At 69.5% G+C, this 21,458-nt stretch carries 27 protein-coding genes and 1 tRNA gene; 10 read left to right on the forward strand and 18 right to left on the reverse strand.

Going from position 1 to position 21,458, the window contains the following annotated elements:
- Positions 1-220 precede the first annotated feature (220 nt).
- Both ACFWJX_RS15170 and ACFWJX_RS15175 read left to right on the forward strand, forming a co-directional pair.
- A complete protein-coding gene (locus ACFWJX_RS15170; protein ID WP_383242140.1) occupies positions 221-823 on the forward strand; it encodes a hypothetical protein in 603 nt (200 codons plus the stop codon).
- A 300-nt stretch (positions 824-1,123) separates the two neighbouring features.
- A complete protein-coding gene (locus ACFWJX_RS15175) occupies positions 1,124-1,597 on the forward strand; it encodes a hypothetical protein (protein WP_383242142.1) in 474 nt (157 codons plus the stop codon).
- Positions 1,598-2,086: 489 nt separating this feature from the next.
- On the opposite strand, the gene ACFWJX_RS15180 is transcribed toward ACFWJX_RS15175, so the two are convergent.
- On the reverse strand, positions 2,087-2,464 hold the full coding sequence (locus tag ACFWJX_RS15180) for a hypothetical protein (RefSeq protein WP_383242144.1): 378 nt from the start codon (positions 2,462-2,464) through the stop codon (positions 2,087-2,089).
- Between the two features lie 347 nt (positions 2,465-2,811).
- A complete protein-coding gene (locus ACFWJX_RS15185) occupies positions 2,812-3,414 on the reverse strand; it encodes a hypothetical protein (RefSeq protein ID WP_383242147.1) in 603 nt (200 codons plus the stop codon).
- Between the two features lie 281 nt (positions 3,415-3,695).
- On the opposite strand from ACFWJX_RS15185, the gene ACFWJX_RS15190 reads away from it, so the two are divergent.
- Positions 3,696-3,974 (forward strand): hypothetical protein, encoded by a 279-nt coding sequence (locus ACFWJX_RS15190; RefSeq protein ID WP_383242150.1) that lies wholly within the window; start codon positions 3,696-3,698, stop codon positions 3,972-3,974.
- Between the two features lie 872 nt (positions 3,975-4,846).
- Here the strand turns inward: ACFWJX_RS15190 and ACFWJX_RS15195 are convergent.
- From ACFWJX_RS15195 to ACFWJX_RS15215, 5 genes are all read right to left on the reverse strand, one after another.
- Entirely contained in the window at positions 4,847-5,149 is a 303-nt protein-coding gene (locus ACFWJX_RS15195) for a hypothetical protein (protein ID WP_383242152.1), read from the reverse strand.
- Positions 5,146-5,889 (reverse strand): GntR family transcriptional regulator, encoded by a 744-nt coding sequence (locus ACFWJX_RS15200; protein WP_383242154.1) that lies wholly within the window; start codon positions 5,887-5,889, stop codon positions 5,146-5,148. The genes ACFWJX_RS15195 and ACFWJX_RS15200 overlap by 4 nt, the downstream gene beginning before the upstream one ends.
- Positions 5,886-6,110 (reverse strand): hypothetical protein, encoded by a 225-nt coding sequence (locus ACFWJX_RS15205; RefSeq protein ID WP_383242157.1) that lies wholly within the window; start codon positions 6,108-6,110, stop codon positions 5,886-5,888. The genes ACFWJX_RS15200 and ACFWJX_RS15205 overlap by 4 nt, the downstream gene beginning before the upstream one ends.
- A 199-nt stretch (positions 6,111-6,309) precedes the next feature.
- Positions 6,310-6,621 (reverse strand): hypothetical protein, encoded by a 312-nt coding sequence (locus ACFWJX_RS15210; RefSeq protein WP_383242160.1) that lies wholly within the window; start codon positions 6,619-6,621, stop codon positions 6,310-6,312.
- A 12-nt stretch (positions 6,622-6,633) separates the two neighbouring features.
- Positions 6,634-6,912 (reverse strand): hypothetical protein, encoded by a 279-nt coding sequence (locus tag ACFWJX_RS15215; protein WP_383242163.1) that lies wholly within the window; start codon positions 6,910-6,912, stop codon positions 6,634-6,636.
- Between the two features lie 79 nt (positions 6,913-6,991).
- Between ACFWJX_RS15215 and ACFWJX_RS15220 the strand changes: the two genes are divergently transcribed.
- A complete protein-coding gene (locus ACFWJX_RS15220) occupies positions 6,992-7,750 on the forward strand; it encodes a GntR family transcriptional regulator (protein WP_383242166.1) in 759 nt (252 codons plus the stop codon).
- 355 nt (positions 7,751-8,105) lie between these two features.
- Here ACFWJX_RS15220 and ACFWJX_RS15225 read toward each other — a convergent pair whose 3' ends face one another.
- Positions 8,106-8,480 (reverse strand): hypothetical protein, encoded by a 375-nt coding sequence (locus ACFWJX_RS15225; protein ID WP_383242169.1) that lies wholly within the window; start codon positions 8,478-8,480, stop codon positions 8,106-8,108.
- Between the two features lie 30 nt (positions 8,481-8,510).
- Positions 8,511-9,608: a hypothetical protein gene (locus tag ACFWJX_RS15230; RefSeq protein WP_383242172.1), complete on the reverse strand. Its 1,098-nt coding sequence runs from the start codon at positions 9,606-9,608 to the stop codon at positions 8,511-8,513.
- Positions 9,609-9,759: 151 nt separating this feature from the next.
- Between ACFWJX_RS15230 and ACFWJX_RS15235 the strand changes: the two genes are divergently transcribed.
- Together ACFWJX_RS15235 and ACFWJX_RS15240 are read left to right on the forward strand one after the other, a co-directional pair.
- Complete coding sequence (locus tag ACFWJX_RS15235) at positions 9,760-10,272, forward strand: hypothetical protein (protein ID WP_383242175.1); 513 nt, start codon at positions 9,760-9,762, stop codon at positions 10,270-10,272.
- Between the two features lie 49 nt (positions 10,273-10,321).
- Positions 10,322-10,421: transfer RNA gene (locus tag ACFWJX_RS15240), tRNA-Arg, on the forward strand.
- 64 nt (positions 10,422-10,485) lie between these two features.
- Here the strand turns inward: ACFWJX_RS15240 and ACFWJX_RS15245 are convergent.
- Positions 10,486-11,211: a 4'-phosphopantetheinyl transferase family protein gene (locus tag ACFWJX_RS15245; RefSeq protein WP_383242178.1), complete on the reverse strand. Its 726-nt coding sequence runs from the start codon at positions 11,209-11,211 to the stop codon at positions 10,486-10,488.
- A gap of 823 nt (positions 11,212-12,034) precedes the next feature.
- A complete protein-coding gene (locus tag ACFWJX_RS15250) occupies positions 12,035-12,415 on the reverse strand; it encodes an S-adenosylmethionine decarboxylase family protein (protein WP_383242181.1) in 381 nt (126 codons plus the stop codon).
- Between the two features lie 458 nt (positions 12,416-12,873).
- On the opposite strand from ACFWJX_RS15250, the gene ACFWJX_RS15255 reads away from it, so the two are divergent.
- The 4 genes from ACFWJX_RS15255 to ACFWJX_RS15270 all read left to right on the forward strand — a co-directional run bounded on the left by ACFWJX_RS15255 (position 12,874) and on the right by ACFWJX_RS15270 (position 16,533).
- The gene (locus ACFWJX_RS15255; protein WP_383242184.1) at positions 12,874-14,622 is read left to right on the forward strand and encodes a GNAT family N-acetyltransferase; all 1,749 of its coding nucleotides are present in this window, start codon (positions 12,874-12,876) and stop codon (positions 14,620-14,622) included.
- Positions 14,619-15,737 carry an HAD-IIIC family phosphatase gene (locus ACFWJX_RS15260; protein ID WP_383242187.1) on the forward strand — a complete coding sequence of 373 codons (1,119 nt, stop codon included), beginning with the start codon at positions 14,619-14,621 and terminating at the stop codon, positions 15,735-15,737. The genes ACFWJX_RS15255 and ACFWJX_RS15260 overlap by 4 nt, the downstream gene beginning before the upstream one ends.
- Positions 15,734-16,036, forward strand: a complete 303-nt coding sequence (locus tag ACFWJX_RS15265; RefSeq protein WP_383242190.1) for an acyl carrier protein — start codon at positions 15,734-15,736, stop codon at positions 16,034-16,036. The genes ACFWJX_RS15260 and ACFWJX_RS15265 overlap by 4 nt, the downstream gene beginning before the upstream one ends.
- A gap of 137 nt (positions 16,037-16,173) precedes the next feature.
- Complete coding sequence (locus tag ACFWJX_RS15270; protein ID WP_383242193.1) at positions 16,174-16,533, forward strand: chaplin; 360 nt, start codon at positions 16,174-16,176, stop codon at positions 16,531-16,533.
- A 76-nt stretch (positions 16,534-16,609) separates the two neighbouring features.
- On the opposite strand, the gene ACFWJX_RS15275 is transcribed toward ACFWJX_RS15270, so the two are convergent.
- The 7 genes from ACFWJX_RS15275 to ACFWJX_RS15305 all read right to left on the reverse strand — a co-directional run bounded on the left by ACFWJX_RS15275 (position 16,610) and on the right by ACFWJX_RS15305 (position 21,423).
- Positions 16,610-17,476 (reverse strand): tyrosinase family protein, encoded by an 867-nt coding sequence (locus ACFWJX_RS15275; RefSeq protein WP_383242196.1) that lies wholly within the window; start codon positions 17,474-17,476, stop codon positions 16,610-16,612.
- On the reverse strand, positions 17,460-17,978 hold the full coding sequence (locus ACFWJX_RS15280) for a tyrosinase family oxidase copper chaperone (protein ID WP_383242198.1): 519 nt from the start codon (positions 17,976-17,978) through the stop codon (positions 17,460-17,462). The genes ACFWJX_RS15275 and ACFWJX_RS15280 overlap by 17 nt, the downstream gene beginning before the upstream one ends.
- A gap of 140 nt (positions 17,979-18,118) precedes the next feature.
- The gene (locus ACFWJX_RS15285) at positions 18,119-18,637 is read right to left on the reverse strand and encodes a hypothetical protein (protein WP_383242201.1); all 519 of its coding nucleotides are present in this window, start codon (positions 18,635-18,637) and stop codon (positions 18,119-18,121) included.
- Positions 18,638-19,141: 504 nt separating this feature from the next.
- Positions 19,142-19,639: a DUF5949 family protein gene (locus ACFWJX_RS15290; RefSeq protein ID WP_383242204.1), complete on the reverse strand. Its 498-nt coding sequence runs from the start codon at positions 19,637-19,639 to the stop codon at positions 19,142-19,144.
- Positions 19,640-19,816: 177 nt separating this feature from the next.
- Positions 19,817-20,098, reverse strand: a complete 282-nt coding sequence (locus tag ACFWJX_RS15295; protein WP_383242207.1) for a hypothetical protein — start codon at positions 20,096-20,098, stop codon at positions 19,817-19,819.
- A 168-nt stretch (positions 20,099-20,266) separates the two neighbouring features.
- Positions 20,267-20,941 (reverse strand): hypothetical protein, encoded by a 675-nt coding sequence (locus tag ACFWJX_RS15300; RefSeq protein WP_383242210.1) that lies wholly within the window; start codon positions 20,939-20,941, stop codon positions 20,267-20,269.
- A 242-nt stretch (positions 20,942-21,183) separates the two neighbouring features.
- The gene (locus ACFWJX_RS15305) at positions 21,184-21,423 is read right to left on the reverse strand and encodes a chaplin (protein WP_383242213.1); all 240 of its coding nucleotides are present in this window, start codon (positions 21,421-21,423) and stop codon (positions 21,184-21,186) included.
- Positions 21,424-21,458 lie beyond the last annotated feature (35 nt).

Genomic DNA, 21,458 nt, shown 5'->3' on the forward strand with positions numbered 1-21,458 from the left:
GGGAACCACGGGGAATGGCGGGGACCAGGCCGCCGGTCAGTCAGGCCCCACGCCCGCTCCGCCGCAGTTCAGCCAAGCAGCCCCCCACCGAGAACCCGAGCTTCCCAAGCTGAGAGCGTGGACCCGGCTCCACTTCCGCGACCACCCAGCCAGCGTCTTGGCAAGGGCTGCCGGCAGCAGATGTGCAAGCGTCCACGCCTCGCTGGCAGACTGCGGACCCATGAAGCAGCCTGCCCGTCTGCCTTTGACCCCGCGTCCCATGCCCCCGCTCCGCGGCGACGAGTCGATCGTCGGCGTCCCGGACGCCACCGTGGTCGACTTCTGGCGGTTTGCCATGCCGGACCTCCGCATGAACAACACACGCGGCCTGTTCGCCGAATTCCTGGTCCACCAGGCGGTCGGCTCCCACGAGCCCCGGGTGGAGTGGGCAAGCCACGATGTCGAGACTGACGACGGACTGCGCATCGAGGTCAAGGCCGGTGCCTATCTGCAAGCCTGGGAGCAGCGCACGCCCTCTCAAATCCGCTTCAATGGGCTCCGCGCTTGCACATGGTCATCCGAGGGCGGTTACTCGGAGGCGAAGTCGTACAACGCCGACGTCTACGTGTTCGCCGTCCAGACCGCCCGTGAACACGCTGCCTACAACCCGCTCGACACGGCCCAGTGGGAGTTCTACGTACTCCCCCGCCCAGCAGTCACTGCCCTAGACGCGGACAGCGTCAGCCTGAGCACCGTTCGCGCGGCCGGTCCACCAGTGTCCTTTGCCGCCCTCAACGACTGCATCCGATCGGCCGATCCCCGCCCCGGAACCAACGGCGGTTGATGAGCGAAGTCCGTGCCACAACCGTGCCAGATACAGGGGTCAGCCACGGTCAGCACCAGTGTCCGGCGGTCTAGTACTCGCCTGCCGCCTTGACCGGTGAAGCCGCAGCTCAGCCGTAAGATCCGCCAGCCTCTCTCCTAAAGCGGTGCTTGCTTCACGACCATCAAAGGGCAGGTAGGTCAGCCGATCAACCGAGGTGAGCGGGAGTCCCAACTCAGGCTTGCTGTCGATGCCAACGCCCGATAGCGACGGGCCACAAGCGCCTTGTCCACGGGGACCGCACTCTCGTACCTTGCCGACATGGATTGGACACCGCTTCTGGCCACGCTCCTTGGTGCCGCGATCGCTACGGGCTCCGCCTTGCTAGTTGAGCTTCGAAAGGATCGGCGTGAAGCAGTGACGGAGTGGAGGCGAAGCAAGCGAGAGTTGTATGGCGCCTATCTCGGGGTGCTGTCCCAGGTACGGAGCGAACTTCAGCTCATCATCTTGGATCGCGGTATGTCAGAAGCTGAGCGCAAGATCGCAGCCAGGCAAAGCTTCGCAAGGTGCTACGACATTCGCTACCAACTGGAGGTCTTCGCACCACGAGCCGTTGTTGAGCCGGCGCTGGACTACTTTCGTAGCGTCCGTCGAGCACGGGAGGCAACCATCAGGGGGATGTCGAACGGTGACGAGGGGTACGAGGTCGCATTTCAGGAAGTGATGGAAGCCCTGACCGCTGTGCGTGCTGCGATGCGTCTCGACATGGGCACAGACAGGCTTCCTACCGACTGAGACGGGGCGGTGCCTCCAAACTTCAGGCTCTACAGGGGAGGTTGCAGACTTCCCCGCATCCTCTCAGCCAGCCGTGGCCTATCCGTGGACTCGCCTCGCCCGATCTGCCAAATGCAGGGCCGTGACCTGCTGCGTCGTCTAGGACCCAAGCGGCCTGCGGAGCCGTGTTCGGTGCAGCAGTGAAGTACAGCAACTATGGCGACTGGCACCGATCACCTATGGCTCTGGCAGACGGATCTGACCAGCGCGTCAGACCTCAGCGACCTTGCTGCTCGTAGTTCGCATCGAGGCGCGCGCACGGCAGCAACTTAGTTCAGGCCGGGCTCTAGAGCCGCCCCCTCTGCCAGATCGGGTCGTCCGGTGCGGGGCGTCCGTCGAGGCGCTGGAGGGGTTCTCCGGTGAGCGAGAGATGCCGACGAGCAACGGCTATGAAGTGCCCCTGTGCGGCAACGACTCTCCCTCTAAGCTCCATCCAGTTCTCCTCGGGAGTCAGGCCCCGCCGAATGGCAATGTGAAACCGCCAGATCTGCTCGTCAATGGCGTGCGCGGCTGCTGCAATGTCCCTGCTGGCACGAGATTAACGCTGCCGAGGGCCTCGCCCCAGGAGCGCCAGTCGACTGTCGTCGGGGCCAGCACGCCTTGCGGGATGCCGTCGGGTCGGTTGCGGTCCATGTCGCTGAGATCTACAAGCACTGAGGAGGATTCCCGCAGTACCCGGACACACGCTGCCGCCTGCTGTTCCCTGATGCAGTGGCGATCTTGAGCTCTTCTGCTGACGATGCTCCCGACGAACACGCCAATCAGTGTGGTCAACACAGCCACGACCGGAGCCGCAAGCAAGGCCAGTAATGACGTCATATCAGTCATTCTGGCGACGATTCGGTTGCTTGAGTAGCGGCTCAGTTCAGCTCGCTGCGGCCGGCCAGTAGCAGCGCCGGGCCCAATGCCAACGCCGTTCAGGAACCCGGAGACCGCAGCTCCTCGTTGACCACCTCTACCGACCTCGGCCCAGCGGCCGGATCCGCGGCGCCGCTGACTCACCCCATGAACATGACCCCCGTACCGCACGTGCCAGATAGGGCACCACAGGGAACAGCGGCCACCCATCCAGCACGCCCTCAGGTCATGAGTCCGCTCCGCAGCAGGTCAAGCCCATCGACCCCGGGGAACCCGAGCTGAGGGCGCCCGCCGCCTGCCCAGGGCTCCTCGAAGCGTCAGAGAAGGTCCCGCCAGAAGGGGGCCGTCGCTCGCGGGTTCCAGCTGTCGTCGACCTCGCCCCGCGCCTCGTCGAACTCCTGGTGCATGTAGTCGGCCAGGTCCAGGCCGTAACAGATGATGTCGGTCTGCCACATCGAGAGCACCGGATGCCCGAAGCTTCCTCGGCCGGCAGGCAGGTATCGGTGGGCATAGACGGGCACCGTCACCGGCGCCTCCGCCAGGTGACGCCGCGCCGTATCCAGTGCCGCCGTTGCGTCGGCTGGACGCTCGCCCCAACCCTCGTACCAGAACGCGTTGTGCTTGACGTCGAGCAGTACACCCTCGACCGGCCAGTCGAGCTGCCGACGCAAGCTGTCCAAATCTCCGCCGCGCCACTCCCGCCAAGGCCTGGACCAGGTCTGCCCGTCCTCGGGAGGGACGTTGATCGGTAGCCCGGCCGCAAGGAACGCTCGGTGATCGTCCGCGAACTCGAAGCCATACTCGTGCTCGATGCGCGCGAACTCGGCCTCCGTCAGTCCCGCCTCGAACTCATAGAGGCCCGTCTGTGCCAGGCGATGTGCGGCCTCTGCACCCAGCCGTACTCCCTCATTGCTGATCACCGCCGCACGCTAACGCCGACCGCAGCCAACCGTCACCCGCCTTATGCGCGGCCTCCATCTCAGTTTCCGTCTCACTCAGCCCCGTTCACGGCCGTTCAGGCGAGACCACGAGTCGGCTGCAACCCACGAGCGGGCCGCCCGTGAACGCAGGTGAACACCCCTGCAGGCGCTCTAAGCCCCACCACCACATTTGGAAAGCGTGCGCAGCAACAGCGTTGTCAGAGCCTGGGCTTACGGTCCAGGACATGGCAATCAGACCATCAGCACGTTGGCGTGCGCGTGTGGACGAAGAGGCAACGGAGCTTGCGGTCGGGACACGGGCCCCGAGCGATGCCTTCATGGCGGAGCTCTTCCCTGAATCGCTGCTAGCGGCGACGGATGAGGCCCTGCGCACGTTCGAGTCGGAGGTAGAAGCGCTCCGGGGCCAGGGTGACGAGCAGGTCTTCGACGCGATCAAGCGTGTCGTTCTGGTGCTGAACGAGATCAACGAAGATCACGACGGTGCTGGCTACGAGACGGAAGAACGTGAACAGCTGTGCCTTACATCGGTCAGACCTTGACGGAGCGCGGCATCGATGTCTCTGCTCTGGCGGCGAGGCGAGGCATCAGCCGTACCGAAATCACAGATGACTGGCGGGACTGGTAACCGTTCCTGCACAGCAACGAAGTACCGCAACCCCAGCAACCGCCAGCGCCTGCCTACGCCTGCTGAGTACCCCTCCGCATCAGTTCATCATCGACAGCGCGCAGCCTCTCACGCCAGTCCCGGGCCGCCTTGGGACTACGGCCCATGCCACGCGCCGCAGCGTCCTGAGCGCGTTGGGCAGCGAAAGCTCTTCGCTCCCGCAGTTGGTCGACGGTGAGGCCGGCGAGATCGTCGTACCAGTTGTCGTAGAGCTTCCAGCGACCCATGACTCCAGGGTGCCGCCAACCGCGGTCTCGTCGCTCACCATTTACCGTCGGTTGCCTGGACATCTGTCCGGCTGCACCACAAGCGCACCAGATCAGGCGGAGAACAGCGGGGAATCACGGGGAAGGCGGCACAGCCGGAGGAGGCCTCCATCCTGCCGTCAACCTGGGTCAGCGCCCGAGCCAGCCCCAAATGCTCGCAGCTTCCCAGGCTAAGGGCTCAGGAGCCGTGCGCCACGTGCTGGCCTGCTCTGGTCAACGGCACCGGCAGCGCGGCTGAGGCCGGTTGGGATGCGGCGAGGCACACGCGTGCGTGGTAGGTCGGCGCACCCGCCATCGTGGCTGGCTGTCGTCGGCTGAGGTTCAGGCCGTCGAAGAAAGACGGCTTCAGCTGCTCCGGTGCCCGCAGGCTCAGCGGTAGCCGGCATAACGCAGCGGGGAGGGGAGCCGAGTCGTGCTCGGGCTCCCCTCCCCGGTTGAGACGGAGGGTCGTCGGTGGCAGGCGTTGCTTGCAGCCGCTGTTTCAGAAGCGGTGCGGTTCGCTCATCCCCAAGAGGTGACCGCGGCTCGTTGCGACGCGGAGCACGTCCCGGAGAGTGCCGGTCAGTTCCCGGGTCAACCGGCGTAGGTCTTCCGAGTCCGTGCCCTCGTCGTCGAGTGTGTTCGCGGCGTGCTCCAACAGGATGGCCGCCATGTCGAGTTGGTTTTTCTCAATGTTGTCCGCTAGGCGGGACATGTAGCCGCCCTTGTCATCCGTGCTCAGGTAGCAGGGCTTGCCCTCCGGGCCTGACCACGGGAGGAGGCGTAGTTCGTTCCGTGCTGTCATCCTGGCGTCTGCCTCTCGTCGGACGTGTGGTGGGTGGTGAAGACTGCGTCGGCTCGATCCCCTGGGAAGACCAGAAGGGCCGCCTCGACCACTCGGCCAGTGGGATCGGTCGCGACGCGCGTGATCGCCAGAACTGGCGTGACGGAGTTGGTCCGTAGGGTCGATGACTCGTCCGGCGTCGGCGGGCGGGCGCATACCGTTTCCCGGACAGCGGCCGGCGGAGGGCCGAGTACGGCGAATCTCTTGGCTGCCTCCGGGCACGAGGACTCGTCGTCGAGCACTCCGGCCGGTGCCAGGTCGCGCGGGATGTAGATGCGGGCCAGTCCGTGCGGTGACTGCCCCTCGTGGCTGACACAGAAGAACTCCGCGACAGGGCTGCCCGTCGGCACCCTCAGCAAGGTCGTCAGGTGTCCGTCGGCTTGGACCGTAGCGGTGCGAACGGTGACGCGTAGGGCCGCTTCAGCGGCGGTCCACGGGTCCAGCGTTCCCCAGCCGCCGACGTACATGATCCGGCGGAGAGGGCGGCGGACGAAGTTGCCCTTGCCGTGGATCTTCTTGACAAGGCCTTCGCTCTGAAGCGTCGCGAGGGCACTCCGGAGCGTCTGCGTGCTGACCTTGTACCGGTCGGCCAAGCCGGTTTCGGACGGGAGTCGATCGCCGGGCTTGAGGTGGCCGGTCGTGATCTGGTGCCGGAGATCGTCGGCGATGTCGTGGTGGCGAGGAGACACGGACCGGATCACCGCCGCCTCATCATCCGCACGGCAACGAGCCGGGTCCGCGTGTGTATGGTCAGCAACTCGCCCGACTCGAAGAGGATTTGCTTCGCCCCTTGGGAGAGCTGGAAGAGATCCTGCACTCGGCAGGCCCGGCCTCCGAGTTCGATGATGTCGCCGCGCTGCACGGTGGCCGCGGTCACCTCGACGTTGGATGCCAGCGTGCCGCCGGGGGCCCACTCCCTCACCGCTGCACCTCCGAAGGCGTTGTCCGGCCGGGCAACGCATGGCACGGGCAGTCGCATGCCTCATAGACCACCGGCAGGTCGACCGGTGCCGAGGCCGGGGAGGACTCCGCGCAGGCGGGGTGGGTGCCGATCCGGCATGCGGTGGATCGGTAGGGGACGGCCGAAGCGTCCGTGACGCGGGTCTGTCGACAGGGATGCATCAGCGGACTCCCACCAGGGCCGACCACGCGTCGGCCGGCAGATAGGGGGCGACGACCACTTCACGCGTTCGCATGCGCTTCTCCCAGGCCAGTACGTACGGGCGGACGAGCGCGACGTCCTCACCCCTGAGCGTTTGCCGGTCGTCCACGTCGTCGGAGGCACGTCGGCGGGCGGCCGTCGTCCTGTCCGGAGACAGGGAGGAGGCGGGGGCGGCCGACGGCCCGGAGGTCGCTAAGGGGCGGCGGTGCCTGCCCCTGGGGAAGTGCCGCTCTCTGGTGAGCGAGACGGCACGGCGGATACGGTTGAGCACGCTGTTCAGCTCCTATCGCTGATGGCCCGGTCCCCCGACATCGCCCGTCGTGGGGACCGTTTTGCGTACGACCGCCCAGAGGGTGCGGCCGTTCATGCTTGTAGCCAGGAGTCCGAATCGATCGGCCTCCGCCACTACGTCCAGGACCTCCCGCCATGACTCGGCGGAGATCGTGTCCGGCACCTCCGCTTCGACCGACGTGTGCCGGGGGTGTTCCTCCACTCGCGTGAGGAGCCCGAGGGCGGACAGCCGGGCGGCGAGGACCGCCGCGCTAACTCCCGAATCGGGCACAGGGCAGCCTCCGTCCACCAGCTATCACTTTGAGTGAAGCTAGTTAACTAGATTAGAGCTAGTGGACTAGATTTTCCATATGCCTGAGCAGCCGCCCTATCTCCGCATCGCCGACGAACTCCGGCGGCGGATCGCGGAGCACGTGTGGGAGCCGGGAGACCGCCTGCCCTCCCGCGCTCAGATCGGCCAGGAGTGCGGCGTGGGCGAGAACGTGGTGCGCCGGGCTCAGGAGTTGCTGATCTCCCAAGGTGTGTTGGAGGGCCGCGCCGGATCGGGCACGTACGTCGCCGAGCCGCGGAAGCGAGTTCGGGTGGTCCGTTCCTCGGCGCGCGAGCAGCCCAACGGGTCGCCCTTCCGCGCGGACATGAAGGCCGTCGGCAGGCAAGGGGACTGGGAGAGCCGGACCGACGCCAAGGTGCCAGCGCCGACGGAGATCGCGGCACGGCTGGGCATCGCCGAGGGCGAGCTGTGCGTCCGTACGACGTACGAGTTCCTGGCGGACGGCAGGCCCGTGCAGCTGTCGACGAGTTGGGAGCCGTACGACCTCACCGCCGGCACTCTCGTCGTCCTCCCCGAGGGAGGGCCGCACGCCGGGACGGGCGTCGTGAACCGCATGGCCGCGATCGGCATCACCGTCGGCCATGCCGTGGAGCAACCGGAGCCGCGGCAGGCGACCGCCGAGGAAGCGTCGCTACTCGGTATCCAGAAGGCCGCGCTCGTCACGCACATCCGGCGGACGTACTACAGCGACGAGGGGCGGCCCGTGGAGACGGCGGACATCGTGGTGCCCGCCGCACATTGCGAGATTGTCTATGAGATCCCGATCAACCGTCACTAAGGTCTGTTGTGAAAGTGCTGGTCACAGCCACTCATTGATGGCTGCGGCCAGCGCAGTCGCTTCGTAACGCACGGCGAGTTTGTTGTATCTGGTGACGACGGCTCGGTGGCCATTAAGGCGGTTGATCTCGCACGCGACCGTCCACCAGCTGCCGCCGCGTCCACACCCGCGGACGGCCCGGCTCGATTCCCGTCGGCAGCAACGGTTCAAGCCGAGTCCACCGACCCTTCGTCAGACCACCACGCCCCACATGTCGTGATCACGAACGAGCAAGATCCACTCTCGCAACAGACCCTCCTCGCACACCGGCCGCAGGCCTCCCCGAACGAGGCCCCCGGCCGGTGTGCGAGGAGGCTCAGCCGACTCCGAACTCGTCTGCCTGGACGCTGCCGGTGCCGCGCAAGGAGCCGTCCCGCATCTTCCACAGTCCCACCAGCGGCGGGGTCGGCGTCTGGTGGTAGTCGGGGGCAACGAAGTGCATCGCCCCATCGACCCAGAGTGCGAGGTAGGCCGTGCCCTGTGCCGTGCGGGCGGCGACGACCCGTTCGGGGGCCGGGTCCGGCCCCGTCCAGCGCACCGGGGTCAGCACCGGCTCCACACTCATCTGCTGACCCAGCGCGGTGCGGAAGTTGGCCAGCGACGATTCGACGCCGACGTCGGAGTGGAACTTGCGCCCGATGTACTCGGGCTGTGCCGGTCGCTGCTGCTTGCGCCGTCCGAAAATTCCCATGGTGCCTCCAGTGCCGTGACGGGGATGTGCTCAGTCGTCGTGGTCAGGTGGTGCAGGCTCGAAGCCCAGGCGTGCGAGATAGTCGCGGCAGCGGGTCTTCCAGTCCGATTCGGACACCTGGGAGAGGCATCTCTCCAGCAGTGCCGCGACCGCGGCCTGGAGCCCCTCGCGGGCGACGGCGTCTTCGTATTTCTCCAGAGCTGCGGCCAGCCTGCGCTTGCTGCCTATGTCCTCCATGTCGAGCAGGGTCAGGGCCTCGATCCCTCTCGGCAGGTCCATGGCCAGCAGGACGGGGATGAGGCGTCGGGGGATGCCCACGTCGTCGGAGACATTGGCCACGGCCACGACATGCTCCAGCAACTCCGGGTCGGGTGGCCGGGCGGGATGCAGGTCGGCCAGCAACTCCACCGCAGTCCGCTGCACGCCTTGCTCACCGCTGGCCAGCAGGGAGTGCAGCGCCTCCGCGTCCAGTGCCCGACGGGCGGCCAGGGCGCGCAGCGCCGCCTTACGGACTTGCTTGTCCTCCCACTCGTCGACGGCGATGGCCTGGGCCGCTCTCAGATCGGTCGTGGTGAGTCGCGCAGGATCGGTCAGCAACGGCCGGATCGATTTCCTCCTGTTGCGTTCCTCCATCTGCCCCAGGGCGATGTCGAAGAGCTTGGAGAGTTCTCGCCGCAGGACCTCTCCGAATCTCCCATGGTCGAAGGGGACAGCGGTCAGCCGCCTCTCCTGCTCGATCTCACGCAGGATCCTGACCAGATGCCTGTTGCCCTCCGAGAGGGAATCGAGGTCGGCGGGAGGGCGGAACGCGGCGTCCAAGACGAGGTACTGCTGGTAGGTCGAGTGCAGACAGAGCACGAGGAACGGCTTGCCCGCCAGCAGCGCCGCGGTCACCTCGGTCTCCCAGGTGATGCGTCCGATCTCCTCCACGATGACGAACACACAGACGTCCGCCTCCTGGACCGTGGCCCGGGAGTTCTCCTCCCAGTCGGACGAGGCGGAGTTGATGTAGTTCACCGTGCCGTCGAGGAAGTGCCAGGAAACGCCGCCGAAGGCGGTGACGGTCCGGACGAACTCGTCCTGCACCCGACGCGTGTCCGCGGCACCGCACAGCATGACTCGGATCATGACGCATCCTGACATGCACCGGCCTGCCGGATGAAGCGACGGAAGGCCGGACGGTCCATATCCGTGCACGGCCGTCCACGCGCGATCCGCAGCTTGGCGTATTCCTTCTCCTCCGCCTCGCCGAGACCGGCCGCCAGACCACAATGGACCTGTGACGGGTGCCGAAGACGACCTGTGGAACGCCGCCATCACCCCCTCCGCGTACGACGCCGAGGGCCAGCACTACCGCGCGGCGGTGCTCGAGCAGTACAAGCTGTGCGTCGAGATGTCGGACCGGGTCAGTGCCCGGCGCAATGCGGCGAATACCTTCTTCTTGACGGTGAACAGCGGTCTGGTCGCGGCGTTCGCCGTGTCCGGAGGGAGCGACCTGTCCGTAGCGCCTCGGTGGGCCGTGGCGGCGGGGCTGCTTGTGGTGCTGGCCCAGTGCGCCGCCTGGTGGATCACAGTGCGGTCGTACCGTCAGTTGAACAGCGCCAAGTACCGGGTCATCGCGTCGCTGGAGGAGCGGCTGCCGGCTATGGCCCTCTCCCAGGCGGAGTGGCGGTCGCTCGGCGAGGGCGCGGACTGGCGGCTCTACGTGCCGCTGAGCCTGGTTGAGATGTGGGTGCCGCTGATCTTCGGCTCGGCCTACATCCTCGGTTTCGGAGCGCTGTTGTGGCCCTAGCCTGTCCCCTGTCGAAGTCGAATACGTGTCGAAGGCTGATCGACGAGCCGCCCAGCGGCGGAAGGGATGCAGGTCAGCAGCAGACGGACACCTGACACGCCAGGCGCCTTCTAAGCGCTTGGCCGCAGGTTCGAGTCCTGCCGGGGGCGCTCTTCTCCGCTCCGTGTCTGTGCAGGTCAGTGCGGTGCCGTTCGTCGGCATGGCAACTGGCGTTCAGGCCGGGATTCTGGGCTCCGGGTGTACGACGACCCGCACTCCGCCCGTTCCCAGCACCGCGACCGCTGCCGTGTGCGCGGCCGCTACCGTCAGGTCCGCCAGGCTCACTTCGGGTCGCCGGCCGAGTTGTTCCGGCCAGGCGAGGACGGCCGGTGCGGCGTCCGGGGCGGACATCTCCAGGCCGCGCAACGGCACATGGAGGCCCACGCCGAGCGCCTTGAGTACGGCCTCCTTGCGGGTCCAGGTGCGCAGGAAGGCGGTACGGCGCCCCGCGGCGGGACGGGCGTACAGCGCAGTCAGTTCCGCGTCACCGAGCGCTGTGCGCGCCGCCGCGTCGACGTCGAGGCCGATGTCGTCGTCCTCCACGTCGAGTCCCACGGCCGCGTCCCGGCAGACGGCGACCCCGACCGCATCCCGGCTGTGGGTGACGGAGAAGTCGACGTCCGCGTACGGCGACCCCTCGGGCAGCGCCAGTCTCACCTTGCCGTGCGGCCCGCCGCAGCGCGGGCACACCCGGCGCAGGGGCACGTCGGCGGGGGGCAGGCCGAGCAGCTCGCCCAGGGTGAGGCGGCTGAGCGCGCACCCGACCAGGAAGCGGGCCTTGTCGGCCGGCCGGGCCGTGGCCTCGTAGCGGGCGCGCTCCACGGCGTCGAGCAGGTCGAGAAGCCCCGGCCGGGCGTCACCCGACCGCGCCCACCGCACCAGCACCTCGTGCTCCGTCACGGTCCCTCATCCTGATCCGCCGGCCTGCCCACGCCCTGAACCCCTGCCCGCGCGTACAAGCAGGCGCCTGCACGCACAGGGCACAGGAGGGGGAACGGGCGACCGTCTCGCCGTCCGCGTCCACGGCATCATGACCGACCACGGCACCCGGCACGAGCTGACACCGGTGCTCACCGGGCGGGTTACCGCGTACCCGCCCGCGCTCTCCGCCGAGGGCCTGCTGGACCAGCTCCCTCGCCACCACGAGCTGGTGCCGGGCCACTCACTGGGCGCGCCGGCCCTGGTGCCGGCGGTGGAGGAGCCGGCTCCGGCCCGCGCGGTCCACTCGGAGCCCGCCTGGCGGCTGAGCGGGTCGGTGGGCGGGCTCGGCCCGGCCTTCTTCACGCTCTTCAAGCGCTCACCCGACCTGCCGACCAGCTTCTCCCGGCCGCAGAGCGGCACCGAGGGCGCCGGCGACTCTCGGTGGAGGGGCAGGCCCTGGACGCCAGGGACGGGAACACCGCCCTCGCCCTCTCCGCCCACCGCCTCGTCGACCACACGGCGGAGAAGGCCGTCGTCCCCTCGCCGGTCCGGTGTCGGCGCGCAGGGGCGGGCGGACTCATGCGACGGGGCTTCGAGGTGGCACCGTGCCCGATGCACCGTGCCCGATGCACCGTGCCCGACGCACCGCACGCGATCCTCCGGGACCGATTCGATCCACCGGGACCGATTCGACGCGTTCGTCGCATCCCCCTCGGCATGGCTGTGAAATCAATGCGGCGGAGAATCAACGCACCTCACGCCGCAGAACACACCGCGCCCCGCGATCGCGTCATTCCCCGAATCAGTGCACCGCACGCAGCATGCGCGTCACATTGATTTTCGTCGGCGAAAGACCGAGTTCCACACTCTGCATCATCCGCTCGCCGTTCAGCCGGCCATAGGCGAGCAGATCGACGTTGGCCAGGCTGAATTCCGGCCAGGTGTGAATGCTCAGGTGCGATGCCGAAAGCAGCAGAATGGCGGTGACGGCGCCATTGGGGAAAACGTGCGAGGCCTCGCCGAGCACCTGGGCGTTTCCCTTTTCGGCGGCCGTGCGCAGCACCTGGAGGAGGCGCTGCTGGTCGGTCAGGATGCTGTGATCGCTCACCCACACGTCTACGGCGTAGGAGCACAAATCATCGACGTTTATGCCCTCGGTGGCGAGGCTGGCGGGGTTGGTCATGGGGAACCGGGGGTCGCTATCCGCTGCCCCCGTCTCCTTTCACATAGAGGTGCGCTGGTCCGCGCGGCCGAAGGGGGAAGGTCTCGGCGCCGAAAACCGACGCGCGGTGTGGCCCAGCGTAGCATCCGAGGCGCTCTACGGCTCGCGCATGCATGCTGTCAAGGGGTACGAGACCTCTCCCCTCACCACCCTCCGAATATCCGGGAACTGTTTAGGCGAACACCCCGAAAAGGCCTTCCCCATTTCGGTGATCCCTTTCGGAATTCCCCGCTGCGCGGGCGTGTCCCGTCGACCCCGCGCCAGCCCGTATACTCGATAGACCTGGATTCCATCGGCCCGCCCGGAGCAGCTTTGTGAAAAACGCGCCTCGACACCGTCGGAGTACCCCCGCCGATCGAGTGCTCACGGAAGTCGCGGACGCCGTCAGGCTTCAGGAGGGCCCGCCCGGAGTGCGTTCCGTGCTGCGAGCCCTGCGTCGCCTGGCCCCCGCCTCCACCAGGGACATCAGCCGGGCCACCGGCCTGCCCGTCCCGATCGTGGCCGCCCTGGGGAACGAGCTGCGCCGCCGCGACCTGCTCACCAAGGAGCGTCCCTCCCGGCTGACCACGGCCGGCCTGGACCTCGTGGCCGAGCTGGGCATGGGCCTCACGCTCGACGCGACCTGCACCACCTGCGAGGGCCGCGAACTGGTCATTCCGGACGTGCTGGAGGAGGCGGTACGGCGACTGAGCGACCTGATGGAGTCGGGCCCGGCCGCCGACATGTCGATCGACCAGTCCCACTGCACGCCCGAGACGAAGGTGCGCCGCGTCCTCGCGCTGCTCGCGGCGGGCGCGCTGCCGGGCGGCAGCCTGCTGCTGATCGGCGACGACGACCTCGTCTCCCTGGCCGTCGCCGTCGTCGGGGACGTGCTCGGCTCCCCGATCGTCGAGCGGGTGACCGTCGTCGACATCTCCCCCGAGATCCTCGCCTACATCAGGAAGGTGTCGGCCGGTCTCGGCACCCGCGTCGAGACCGTCGAGCACGACCTGCGCCACCCCTTGCCCGCCGAGCTGCACAGCGGCTTCGACGTGGCGATGACCGACCCGCCCTACACCGCGGAAGGGGCGCGGCTGTTCCTGTCGCGTGCCGTGGAGGGCCTGCGTCCGGGCCCCTCGCACAGCATCTTCTTCTCCTTCGGCGGCAAGAGCCCGGACGAGATGCTCGAGGTGCAGCGGGAGATCATGGCGCTGGGCCTGGTCACCAACGGCTACATCCGCAACTTCAACGAGTACCGGGGCAGCGGCATCCTCGGCGGGGTCGGCTTCTTCCAGCACCTCCTCACCACCACCTCGACCGCCTCCCACCAGGGCGACTTCGAGGGCCCCCTCTACACGGGCGACAAGCGGACCCGCCAGCGCGAGTACACGTGCGTGGCCTGTGACGCACAACTGCGCGTCGGCCCCGGCGCCCGGTGGACGTCGGTCGCCGCCCTGCGCGACGAAGGCTGCCCCCGGTGCGGCAAGGGCCCCTTCCGCCCCGGCCGTCTGGTCGCCGCGGACGAGCCGACACCGGCCCCCGCGGAGGCGACTCCCTCCCCGGAGCCCGAACTCGGCAAGGCGACTCCCTCCCCGGAGCCCGAACTCCGCACCCCGGCCCAGACTCCCGCCGCGGCCCCCGCACCGGGCCCCACCGGGGGGACGTACGGCTGGCAGCGCCCCGCCCCCGAGTCCCGCGCCGCCCTCGCCGAGCGGGCCCGGCCCTACCTCACCCGTCAGGCCGACGAGGGCGACCTCCCGGCCATCGGTGAGTTCGAGGCCGAGATCGCCCGCATCTCCTTCGGCGAGGACGCCGTCGACGACCCCGCCCGGCACGCGTCCCGTGTGGGCCGTTCCATGGAGAAGTCGAAGGAGGGCATGATCGTCGCCCACCGCCCCGGCGGGGAGACGGTCGGCTGGTGCTGGGTGAGCATCAACCACAACCAGATGACCGGCGACCGCTACGCCAACTTCCGCTCCCTCGCCGTCGCCCCGCTCGACAACCGCGCCGACGTCGCCGAACTCCTCCTCACCGAGGGCCTGGAGTTCTGCCTGGCCAACGGCATCACGGAGGTCGTCGGCCGCGTCCACGTGGGCAACGTCCCGATGCGCACGGTCTACCGCAAGTTCGGCTTCGACCCCGCCACCCTGACCATGAAGCTGCGCCTCCCGGAGGAGGACCCCCGATGACCGGCGCGACGGGGGCGGTCGACCCGTCCGGTCACGACCCCGACCGGATCAAGTGCGTCGTCTGGGACCTGGACGGCACCCTGTGGGACGAGATCGCGGTGGAGACCCCCACCGACGAACTGCCGGTCCCCCGGCCCGAGATGCTGGCCGCGATCGACGCGCTGGCGGCCCGCGGCGTGCTCAGCAGCCTCGCGAGCCGCAGCGCGCCCGCGGTCCTCGACCGGATGGACGCCGTACCCGGACTGCGGGAGCGCTTCCTCGCCCCGCAGGTGTCCTGGCAGGACAAGAGCGAGTCGCTGCGCCGCATCGCCAAGGACCTCGGGATCGCCGTCGAGGCACTGATCCTGATCGACGACTCCCCGTACGAGCGCGCCGAGGTGGAGGCGCTGCTGCCGGGCGTACGCACGCTCGACCCGGGCGGAGTCCCCGCGCTGCTGGCGGCGTTCGAGGACCGCGAGGTCACCCCCGAGTCGCGGGAGCGGGTGCGCCGCTACCGCACCGAGGAGACCCGCCGGGCCGAGGGCGAGCGCTTCCAGGGCACCCGGGAGGAGTTCCTGCGCTGGTGCGACATGCGCCTCACGATCGGCCCGGCCGTCGCGGAGGAGGTCCCGCGGGCACTGGAACTCGCCGCGCGCACCCACCGTCTGAACTCATCCGGCCTGACCCCCGACCGGCTCCGCGCGCTCGCCGCCGCGGCCGGGCACGAGCTGTACACCGCCCGGATGTCCGACCGTTTCGGGGAGTACGGCATCATCGGAGCCGCTCTCGTCGACCGGACCGCCCCCGGCTCCTGGTCGGTGCCGCTGCTGGCGCTCTCCTGCCGGGTCGCCGGCCGTGGCGCCGCGGCGGCCTTCCTGTTCTGGCTGATGGAGCGGGCGCGGGAGTCCGGTGCCGGTGAGTTCCGGGTGACGTTGCGGCCGACGGACGCCAACCTGGAGATGCGGATCCTGCTCCGCCAGGCGGGCCTGCGCCGTACAGAGGCCGACGACAACGCCGGCGACGACGGGGCGGTCCTGGCCCGCGCCCTCGACCACGGCGACGGTGGCGGTGGCGGGGACCTGCCGAAGCCCCCCGCCTGGCTGCACGTCTCCACCCGAAAGGACGCCGCCGAATGACCGACGCCCACGCCCCCTCCTCCCCCTCCTCCGCGGACCGTGCGGCGGTGGAGCGCGAACTCCGCACGATGATCGCGGAGGCCGCCCGCCTGGACGCCGCCGTGGTCGCCGGACTCCCCGCCGACACCGACCTGTTCGGCCCGGAGATCGGCCTGACCTCGCTGGCCGGGGTGACGCTGCTGGGCGCGGTCGACGCCCGCTTCGGCGTCGATGTCGCCGCGCTGGACCTCAGTCTGGACAGCCTCCAGTCCATCGCCACCCTGGCCGACTTCGTGACGGGGCATCGGGGCACCCGCTGAGGCGCACGCCCCCCGCGCATGCTCGGCAAGGGTGATCCGGCGGGCGCCGCCGTGACCTGCCCGGGGAGTCGGCGTTGAACGGGGAGTGCGGTGGCGCGACCTGCTGCCGTGCGAACCGAATCCCAAAGGAGAACGTGATGTCTCGCATCGCGAAGGCAGCCGCTGTCGCCGTCGGCGCCGGCGCCATGATCGTCAGCGGAGCCGGCCTGGCCATGGCGGACGCGGGCGCGCAGGGCGCGGCCGTAGGCTCGCCGGGCGTCCTGTCCGGCAACCTCGTCCAGGTTCCGATCCACGTGCCGATCAACGTCTGCGGCAACACCGTCAACATCATCGGCCTGCTCAACCCGGCCTTCGGCAACACCTGCGCCAACGTCAGCGGCGACGACAAGGGCGGCGACGACAAGGGCGGCGACGACAAGGGCGGCCACAACAAGGGCGGTCACGACAAGGGCGGCGAGCACCACAGCGGCGGCGACGCCGGTGGCTACGGCGGCTGACGTCCGTCTCGCAGCACCCCCCAGGAGAGCCCCGGCACCTCGAGCGCCGGGGTTCTCCCCTTTTCGCGTACGTCCGTCACGCGTACCGGTAGATCCGTCCCGCGTCCTCCAGCTGGTCCGGGGTCACGTCCCACGGAGGCAGGGTCTGGTGCCGGGCGACGACCCGGCGGAACTGGCTGCTGTCCGGCAGCGGCGGCTCGGCGGGCAGATAGCGGTGTTCGCCGTGGCGCCGCTGCCAGCGGGTCCACAGCAGGTCGATGAAGGCGTGGTGCAGCCAGAACACCGGGTCGTTGACGGACGCCCCGCCGACCATGGCACCGCCCACCCACCGGTGCACCCGGTTGTGGTTGAGCCAGGCGGTGCTGCCCCGGCCGGTCCCCCACCCCTCCAGCTTGTTGCGGAATCCACGGGTGACCGTCGAGTCCCAGGGCGAGACGTCGTAGACCGGGTCGCTCAGCGCCCACTCCACGTCGGCCTTCGTCGGCAGGCCGATCGGGTCGCCGGCCCGGCCGAGGTCGCGGGTGAGGAACTCCGCGTCGGTGACGCCGTCCTTGATCGTCCAGTTGCCGGTGGTGTAGGCGAACGGCCCCGTCGTCACCTGCCGGTCGGAACGCCGTCCGTTGCCGCCGAGCAGGTCCGCTGTCCAGGGCACGGAGGTCGTCGCCCGGTCCCGCGTCCAGTCCCAGTACGGCACCGTCACCGAAGGATCGACCCGGCGCAGCGCGTTCTCCAGCTCCAGCAGGAATTGGCGGTGCCAGGGCAGGAAGGAGGGCGTCATGTGGGCCGTACGCAGGCCGCCCTCGCCGTCGGAGACGTAGTAGTCGATGTGCATGCGCACGAACTCGTCGTACTCGCCCCGGCGTTTCAGCTCCAGCAGGGCCCGGACGAAGCGTCGGCGCTCACCGGTGGTGAGCGTGCTGACGTCCTTACGGATGTAGACCATGGTGTCCCCCCATGTGTGTGTGACGGCCGGTCGGGGCGGTGGCCCGCAGCATCTGTCCGGGGCCCAGTTCGTCGACGGCGGCGCGGACCGCGTCCAGCGGACGGGCGTACGAGCGGTAGTGGTCGATCATGCTGAGCCAGGTGCCGTCGGCGCGGCGCATGAGATGCAGGGGGCGGCCGTCGACGGTGATCTCCCAGCGGGCGGCGTCCCCGGCCCGGGTCGGCGGGACGAGGCGGCCGAGCAGGTGACGGCCGAGGTAGGTCACGTCGAAGGCGTTCTCCCCGAGCCCGAGACCGAGCCCGAGAGCGGGCCTGGTGCCGTCCCGGCGGGCGGGCCGGGAGGCTGCGACGAGCGGGGCGAGTGCGAGGGCCGCGGCGACGCCGAGCAGTCCGCGCAGCGCGTCCCGCCTCGTTCGGCGTCTCGCCGGACGCGTCGTAGGTCCCGGCTGCGTCGTGTCCGACGGGACCGCGGTCACGGCGGCTCCGTCCACGCTGACGACCATGTGTGCTCCTCGTCCGGTTCGGATGTCCACAGCGGTAACCGTCCGGCGGCCCGAGGGGTCACCGTGCGGGGTGGAAAAGCGGCCGGGCAAGGCGACAGGCCCGGACGGCGGGTCCGGGCCTGTGGTCGGGTGGCCGGTGGTTACCTGCCCTGGCCGAGCCCGAGGTCGGCGCCCGGCACCGTCTGGAGGACCGGAGTGAGCACGCCGGCCTGCGGCAGCTGAAGGTCCGGCAGGCCGAACCGGTCTGGGTCGGGGGCGGTGAGCGGGGCGTCCAGGGTCAGGCCGGGGCTGAGAGTGCGCAGGTCGGAGGCGGGGGCGTCGAGGCCGACGTGGTTGAACCCGTCGCCGAGGACCTCCGGCAGCGGCGCGCGCATCCCCAGGCCGGGAAGCCCGCCGGAGACCGGCAGCTGCGGGATCACCCGGTCCGGGATGAGGCGTCCCTCGACGTACCGCGGGCCTTCGGGGGCGCCCGGCATGGGCAGCGGGATCTCGCCGCCGATCTTGGGCAGTTCCACGTTGAGGGACTTCTCGACGCCGTCCAGCGGGACGGGCACGGGGACCGTACCGACCGCGGCGGCGGAGGTCGCGGAGGCGGTGCCGGCCGCGGCCGCCACACAGGTGAGCACGGCGGCGAGGGTTCCTCGGGTGGTCGACTTCATCTCGGGTACGGGCCCTTTCGGAGTTCTGGACGGGGCTACGCCTGCGTACCGGGTAACGAGCCTGAAAACGGCAACAGTTCATAAATCCCCCGGATGCCGCAGTAGTGCGACGGCGGGATGGTCGGACCGTCCGGCAATCCCACCAGTGCGCCGTGCGGGCTGTTCCTCGGGGTGGCTGTGGCACGGGCCGCGGGTCCCGGGGCCGGCATCGCGGAACCCTGTCGATCCGCCCGGACCGCTTCGGCGTCACAGGCACGTTCGCCCAGGTGCCACGACGTGGGCCGGGGCCCGACGCCGGGAGTCGGACAGGACGTCGCCGGTGCGACACCACGGGCCGGCCCCGCGTCCAGGGGGTGAGGTCCGCAGCGTTCGCCGGTTCGGCTCCGCCGGGGAGACGACCCGCGAGGCCGACACTTCCGACGCGCCCGTGAGTCCGGCGACAGCACGGACTCACGGCTTTCCTGCTGTCCGGACGGCGGTCGCGAGGTCCGGCGGTCCGCGCCGTCAGGCGCGCAGGCTACGGGCGGGCAAGATGATGTGCGCGGCTGCCTTCAAGGTCTCCTCGTCGCCCGCGAACGTGTTCAGCGCCTCAGGGGCAACGGTGGTACCGGGTGCGTCGCCGGTCCAGGGGCGGGTGGTGAAGAGGAAGTAGGCCCAGCCGCGCTGGGCCACCGCCTCGAGCCACTCCGGTTGCACCGTGCACTGGGTCCTCAACCATGGCATGGTCACGACGGCCTGGCCGGCCACGACCAGCATGGTGACGGGCAGGCTCGGTTTCTGAGTGCCGTCGGTGATACCGCCCACGGTCAGGCCGCTGCCGTCCAGCAGCCTCTCGACAGCGGCGGTCGCGCCCTCGGGGCCGCCGGGACCGTTACCGAGGGAACAGGCGAGCAGGTAGGGCATCGCGCGGCCGTCCGAAGCCTCACCGCTCCACGGCATCATGACGAGAGTTCCGAGGTCGGCGACGGGGAAGGGGCGGGTTGCGCTTGGGGTTGAGGTCACCGCGCGACCCTAAGGCGTCCCCGAGGTCCGCCCGGACGGTTGTCACCCGGGCGGAGGACGTCGGGCGCGTGCTCCACACGAACGAGGGACAGGTCTGCCGACCCGCTTCGAACAGCGCCGCAAGGCCGGTCCCGTCCGGGACGGGACCGGCCTTGGGGAAGACCTCCGGGCGGGGTGTCAGCCCTGCAGAGGCAGGCCGCCGAGGAGCGAGTTGGGGGCGTTGAGCGCAGTGGTCGCGTCCTTGACCGTGCTGAGCGCGGAGTTCTTGTTCTCCGTGTCGAGCGCGTCCGACTGGTGCCGCAGCGGCATCACGTCGATGGGGCCCTTGGTGAGCGTGTTGACCGCGCCGTTGAGGCTGGTGGGCGTGAGGTCAGCGGTGTCGTGCGCGAATGCCGGTGCGGCGGCACCTGCGATCACCATGGATCCGGCAACGACAGCGGCAGCCTTCAGGGACTTCATCGGGGACCTTTCTTCGGCGACTCGGCAACTCAAGTCACCAGGAGGAATTCTGTCGCCGTGCCTAACGATGTGCAGCGACGGCGGAAACCCCGCACGCAGAAAGTTTCTGCACCCCGGCGCGGGGCGCACCCGAACGCCGAGGTGCAGAAAAGGAGAACCGCCCGCCCGTCAGCCGACGCGGACCGGCGCGGGCGGCAACTCCGTCGTCACGGCCGGCAGCGTGACCGGCAGTTCGGGTGTCTCCACCGGCAGCTCCGGCGTCGTCGGCAGGCCGGGCAGTTCCGGCAGCAGGTCGTCCAGGGCCGGCAGGGACAGGCCGTCCACGAGGGACGTGACCATGTCGACCAGGCCGGTCACCAGGCTCGTGGCCGCCGGGAGGATCTGGCCGATGTCACCGGAGGTGGCCGCCGCGAGCAGGGCGTCGACCTGCTTCTGCACGGCGGCGAGCAGGTCGTCCGTGACGTCGGCGGCCCGGGTCCGCGCCCTGGTGTCGGCGCTGGGTGGTGTGCCGGTCGGGGCGGCGGCCTTGGTGACCTCGGTGAGGGCCTCCTCGGCGGCGGCGCCCAGGCGTCTTGCGCTGTCGGTGCCGAGCCGGTCGCCGTCGGACCTGAGCGAGGTGTCGAGCAGGTCGGTGATCGGAGTGAGCACGGGCTGGACCTCGTCCAGCTTCCTGGCACTGGCGAGGAGCGCGTCCGCACCGGTGAGAGGCGCGCTCGGCGCCGCATAGGTGCGCTGACGCGTCGCGTCGCCGTCTGCGGCCAGAGCGGTGGGAGCGGCGATGCCGAGAGCGAGGGTGGCGCAGAGTGCGATGGGAGCGGTACGCCGAACGGGCAGACCACGCATGGAGGTTCCTTTCGATATGCGTCGGGACGCAGCTCCAGCGTGAAGACACTCCTCACCCTCCGCAACAGGAGGGTCACTCTCCGACATCAGACCGCTGGCGCATCTCCCCTGGCGGGGCGGCACGTCAAGCTCCGTAGGCCGTGCCGCGGCACTCTCCGCCGATTCGGGGCAATGCGAACGGCCGCCCTGGCGGAAGGGCGGCCGTTTGACGCGTACACGTCGTGACCTCGGTCGAGGTGACGTCAGTCGTTGACGCAGGTGTTGCCGAACGCCGGGTTCAGCAGACCGATCACGTCGACGGTGTTGCCGCAGACGTTGACCGGGATGTGGACGGGAACCTGGAGGACGTTGCCCGACACCACGCCCGGGGAGTGTGCGGCGACGGCGTCGGCGCCACTGTCGGCGGCGGCGATGCCGGAGGCGCCGGCGACGGCCGCGGTGGCAACGGAGGTCAGGACCAGGCCCTTCGCGATACGCGACATGGAGAGGTGCTCCTTGGGGGTTTGCGACACATGCA

The organism is Streptomyces sp. NPDC058335, from assembly GCF_042723915.1.
In the GTDB taxonomy this organism is placed as follows: domain Bacteria; phylum Actinomycetota; class Actinomycetes; order Streptomycetales; family Streptomycetaceae; genus Streptomyces.

Excerpts from the sequence above, each read along its gene's own strand:
- ACFWJX_RS15170 (WP_383242140.1), top strand. The coding sequence starts at position 221 with ATGAAGCAGCCTGCCCGTCTGCCTTTGACCCCGCGTCCCATGCCCCCG.
- ACFWJX_RS15175 (WP_383242142.1), top strand. The coding sequence starts at position 1,124 with ATGGATTGGACACCGCTTCTGGCCACGCTCCTTGGTGCCGCGATCGCT.
- ACFWJX_RS15180 (WP_383242144.1), bottom strand. The coding sequence starts at position 2,464 with ATGACTGATATGACGTCATTACTGGCCTTGCTTGCGGCTCCGGTCGTG.
- ACFWJX_RS15195 (WP_383242152.1), bottom strand. The coding sequence starts at position 5,149 with ATGACAGCACGGAACGAACTACGCCTCCTCCCGTGGTCAGGCCCGGAG.
- ACFWJX_RS15220 (WP_383242166.1), top strand. The coding sequence starts at position 6,992 with ATGCCTGAGCAGCCGCCCTATCTCCGCATCGCCGACGAACTCCGGCGG.
- ACFWJX_RS15225 (WP_383242169.1), bottom strand. The coding sequence starts at position 8,480 with ATGGGAATTTTCGGACGGCGCAAGCAGCAGCGACCGGCACAGCCCGAG.
- ACFWJX_RS15230 (WP_383242172.1), bottom strand. The coding sequence starts at position 9,608 with ATGATCCGAGTCATGCTGTGCGGTGCCGCGGACACGCGTCGGGTGCAG.
- ACFWJX_RS15250 (WP_383242181.1), bottom strand. The coding sequence starts at position 12,415 with ATGACCAACCCCGCCAGCCTCGCCACCGAGGGCATAAACGTCGATGAT.
- ACFWJX_RS15260 (WP_383242187.1), top strand. The coding sequence starts at position 14,619 with ATGACCGGCGCGACGGGGGCGGTCGACCCGTCCGGTCACGACCCCGAC.
- ACFWJX_RS15265 (WP_383242190.1), top strand. The coding sequence starts at position 15,734 with ATGACCGACGCCCACGCCCCCTCCTCCCCCTCCTCCGCGGACCGTGCG.
- ACFWJX_RS15270 (WP_383242193.1), top strand. The coding sequence starts at position 16,174 with ATGTCTCGCATCGCGAAGGCAGCCGCTGTCGCCGTCGGCGCCGGCGCC.
- ACFWJX_RS15275 (WP_383242196.1), bottom strand. The coding sequence starts at position 17,476 with ATGGTCTACATCCGTAAGGACGTCAGCACGCTCACCACCGGTGAGCGC.
- ACFWJX_RS15280 (WP_383242198.1), bottom strand. The coding sequence starts at position 17,978 with ATGGTCGTCAGCGTGGACGGAGCCGCCGTGACCGCGGTCCCGTCGGAC.
- ACFWJX_RS15285 (WP_383242201.1), bottom strand. The coding sequence starts at position 18,637 with ATGAAGTCGACCACCCGAGGAACCCTCGCCGCCGTGCTCACCTGTGTG.
- ACFWJX_RS15295 (WP_383242207.1), bottom strand. The coding sequence starts at position 20,098 with ATGAAGTCCCTGAAGGCTGCCGCTGTCGTTGCCGGATCCATGGTGATC.
- ACFWJX_RS15300 (WP_383242210.1), bottom strand. The coding sequence starts at position 20,941 with ATGCGTGGTCTGCCCGTTCGGCGTACCGCTCCCATCGCACTCTGCGCC.
- ACFWJX_RS15305 (WP_383242213.1), bottom strand. The coding sequence starts at position 21,423 with ATGTCGCGTATCGCGAAGGGCCTGGTCCTGACCTCCGTTGCCACCGCG.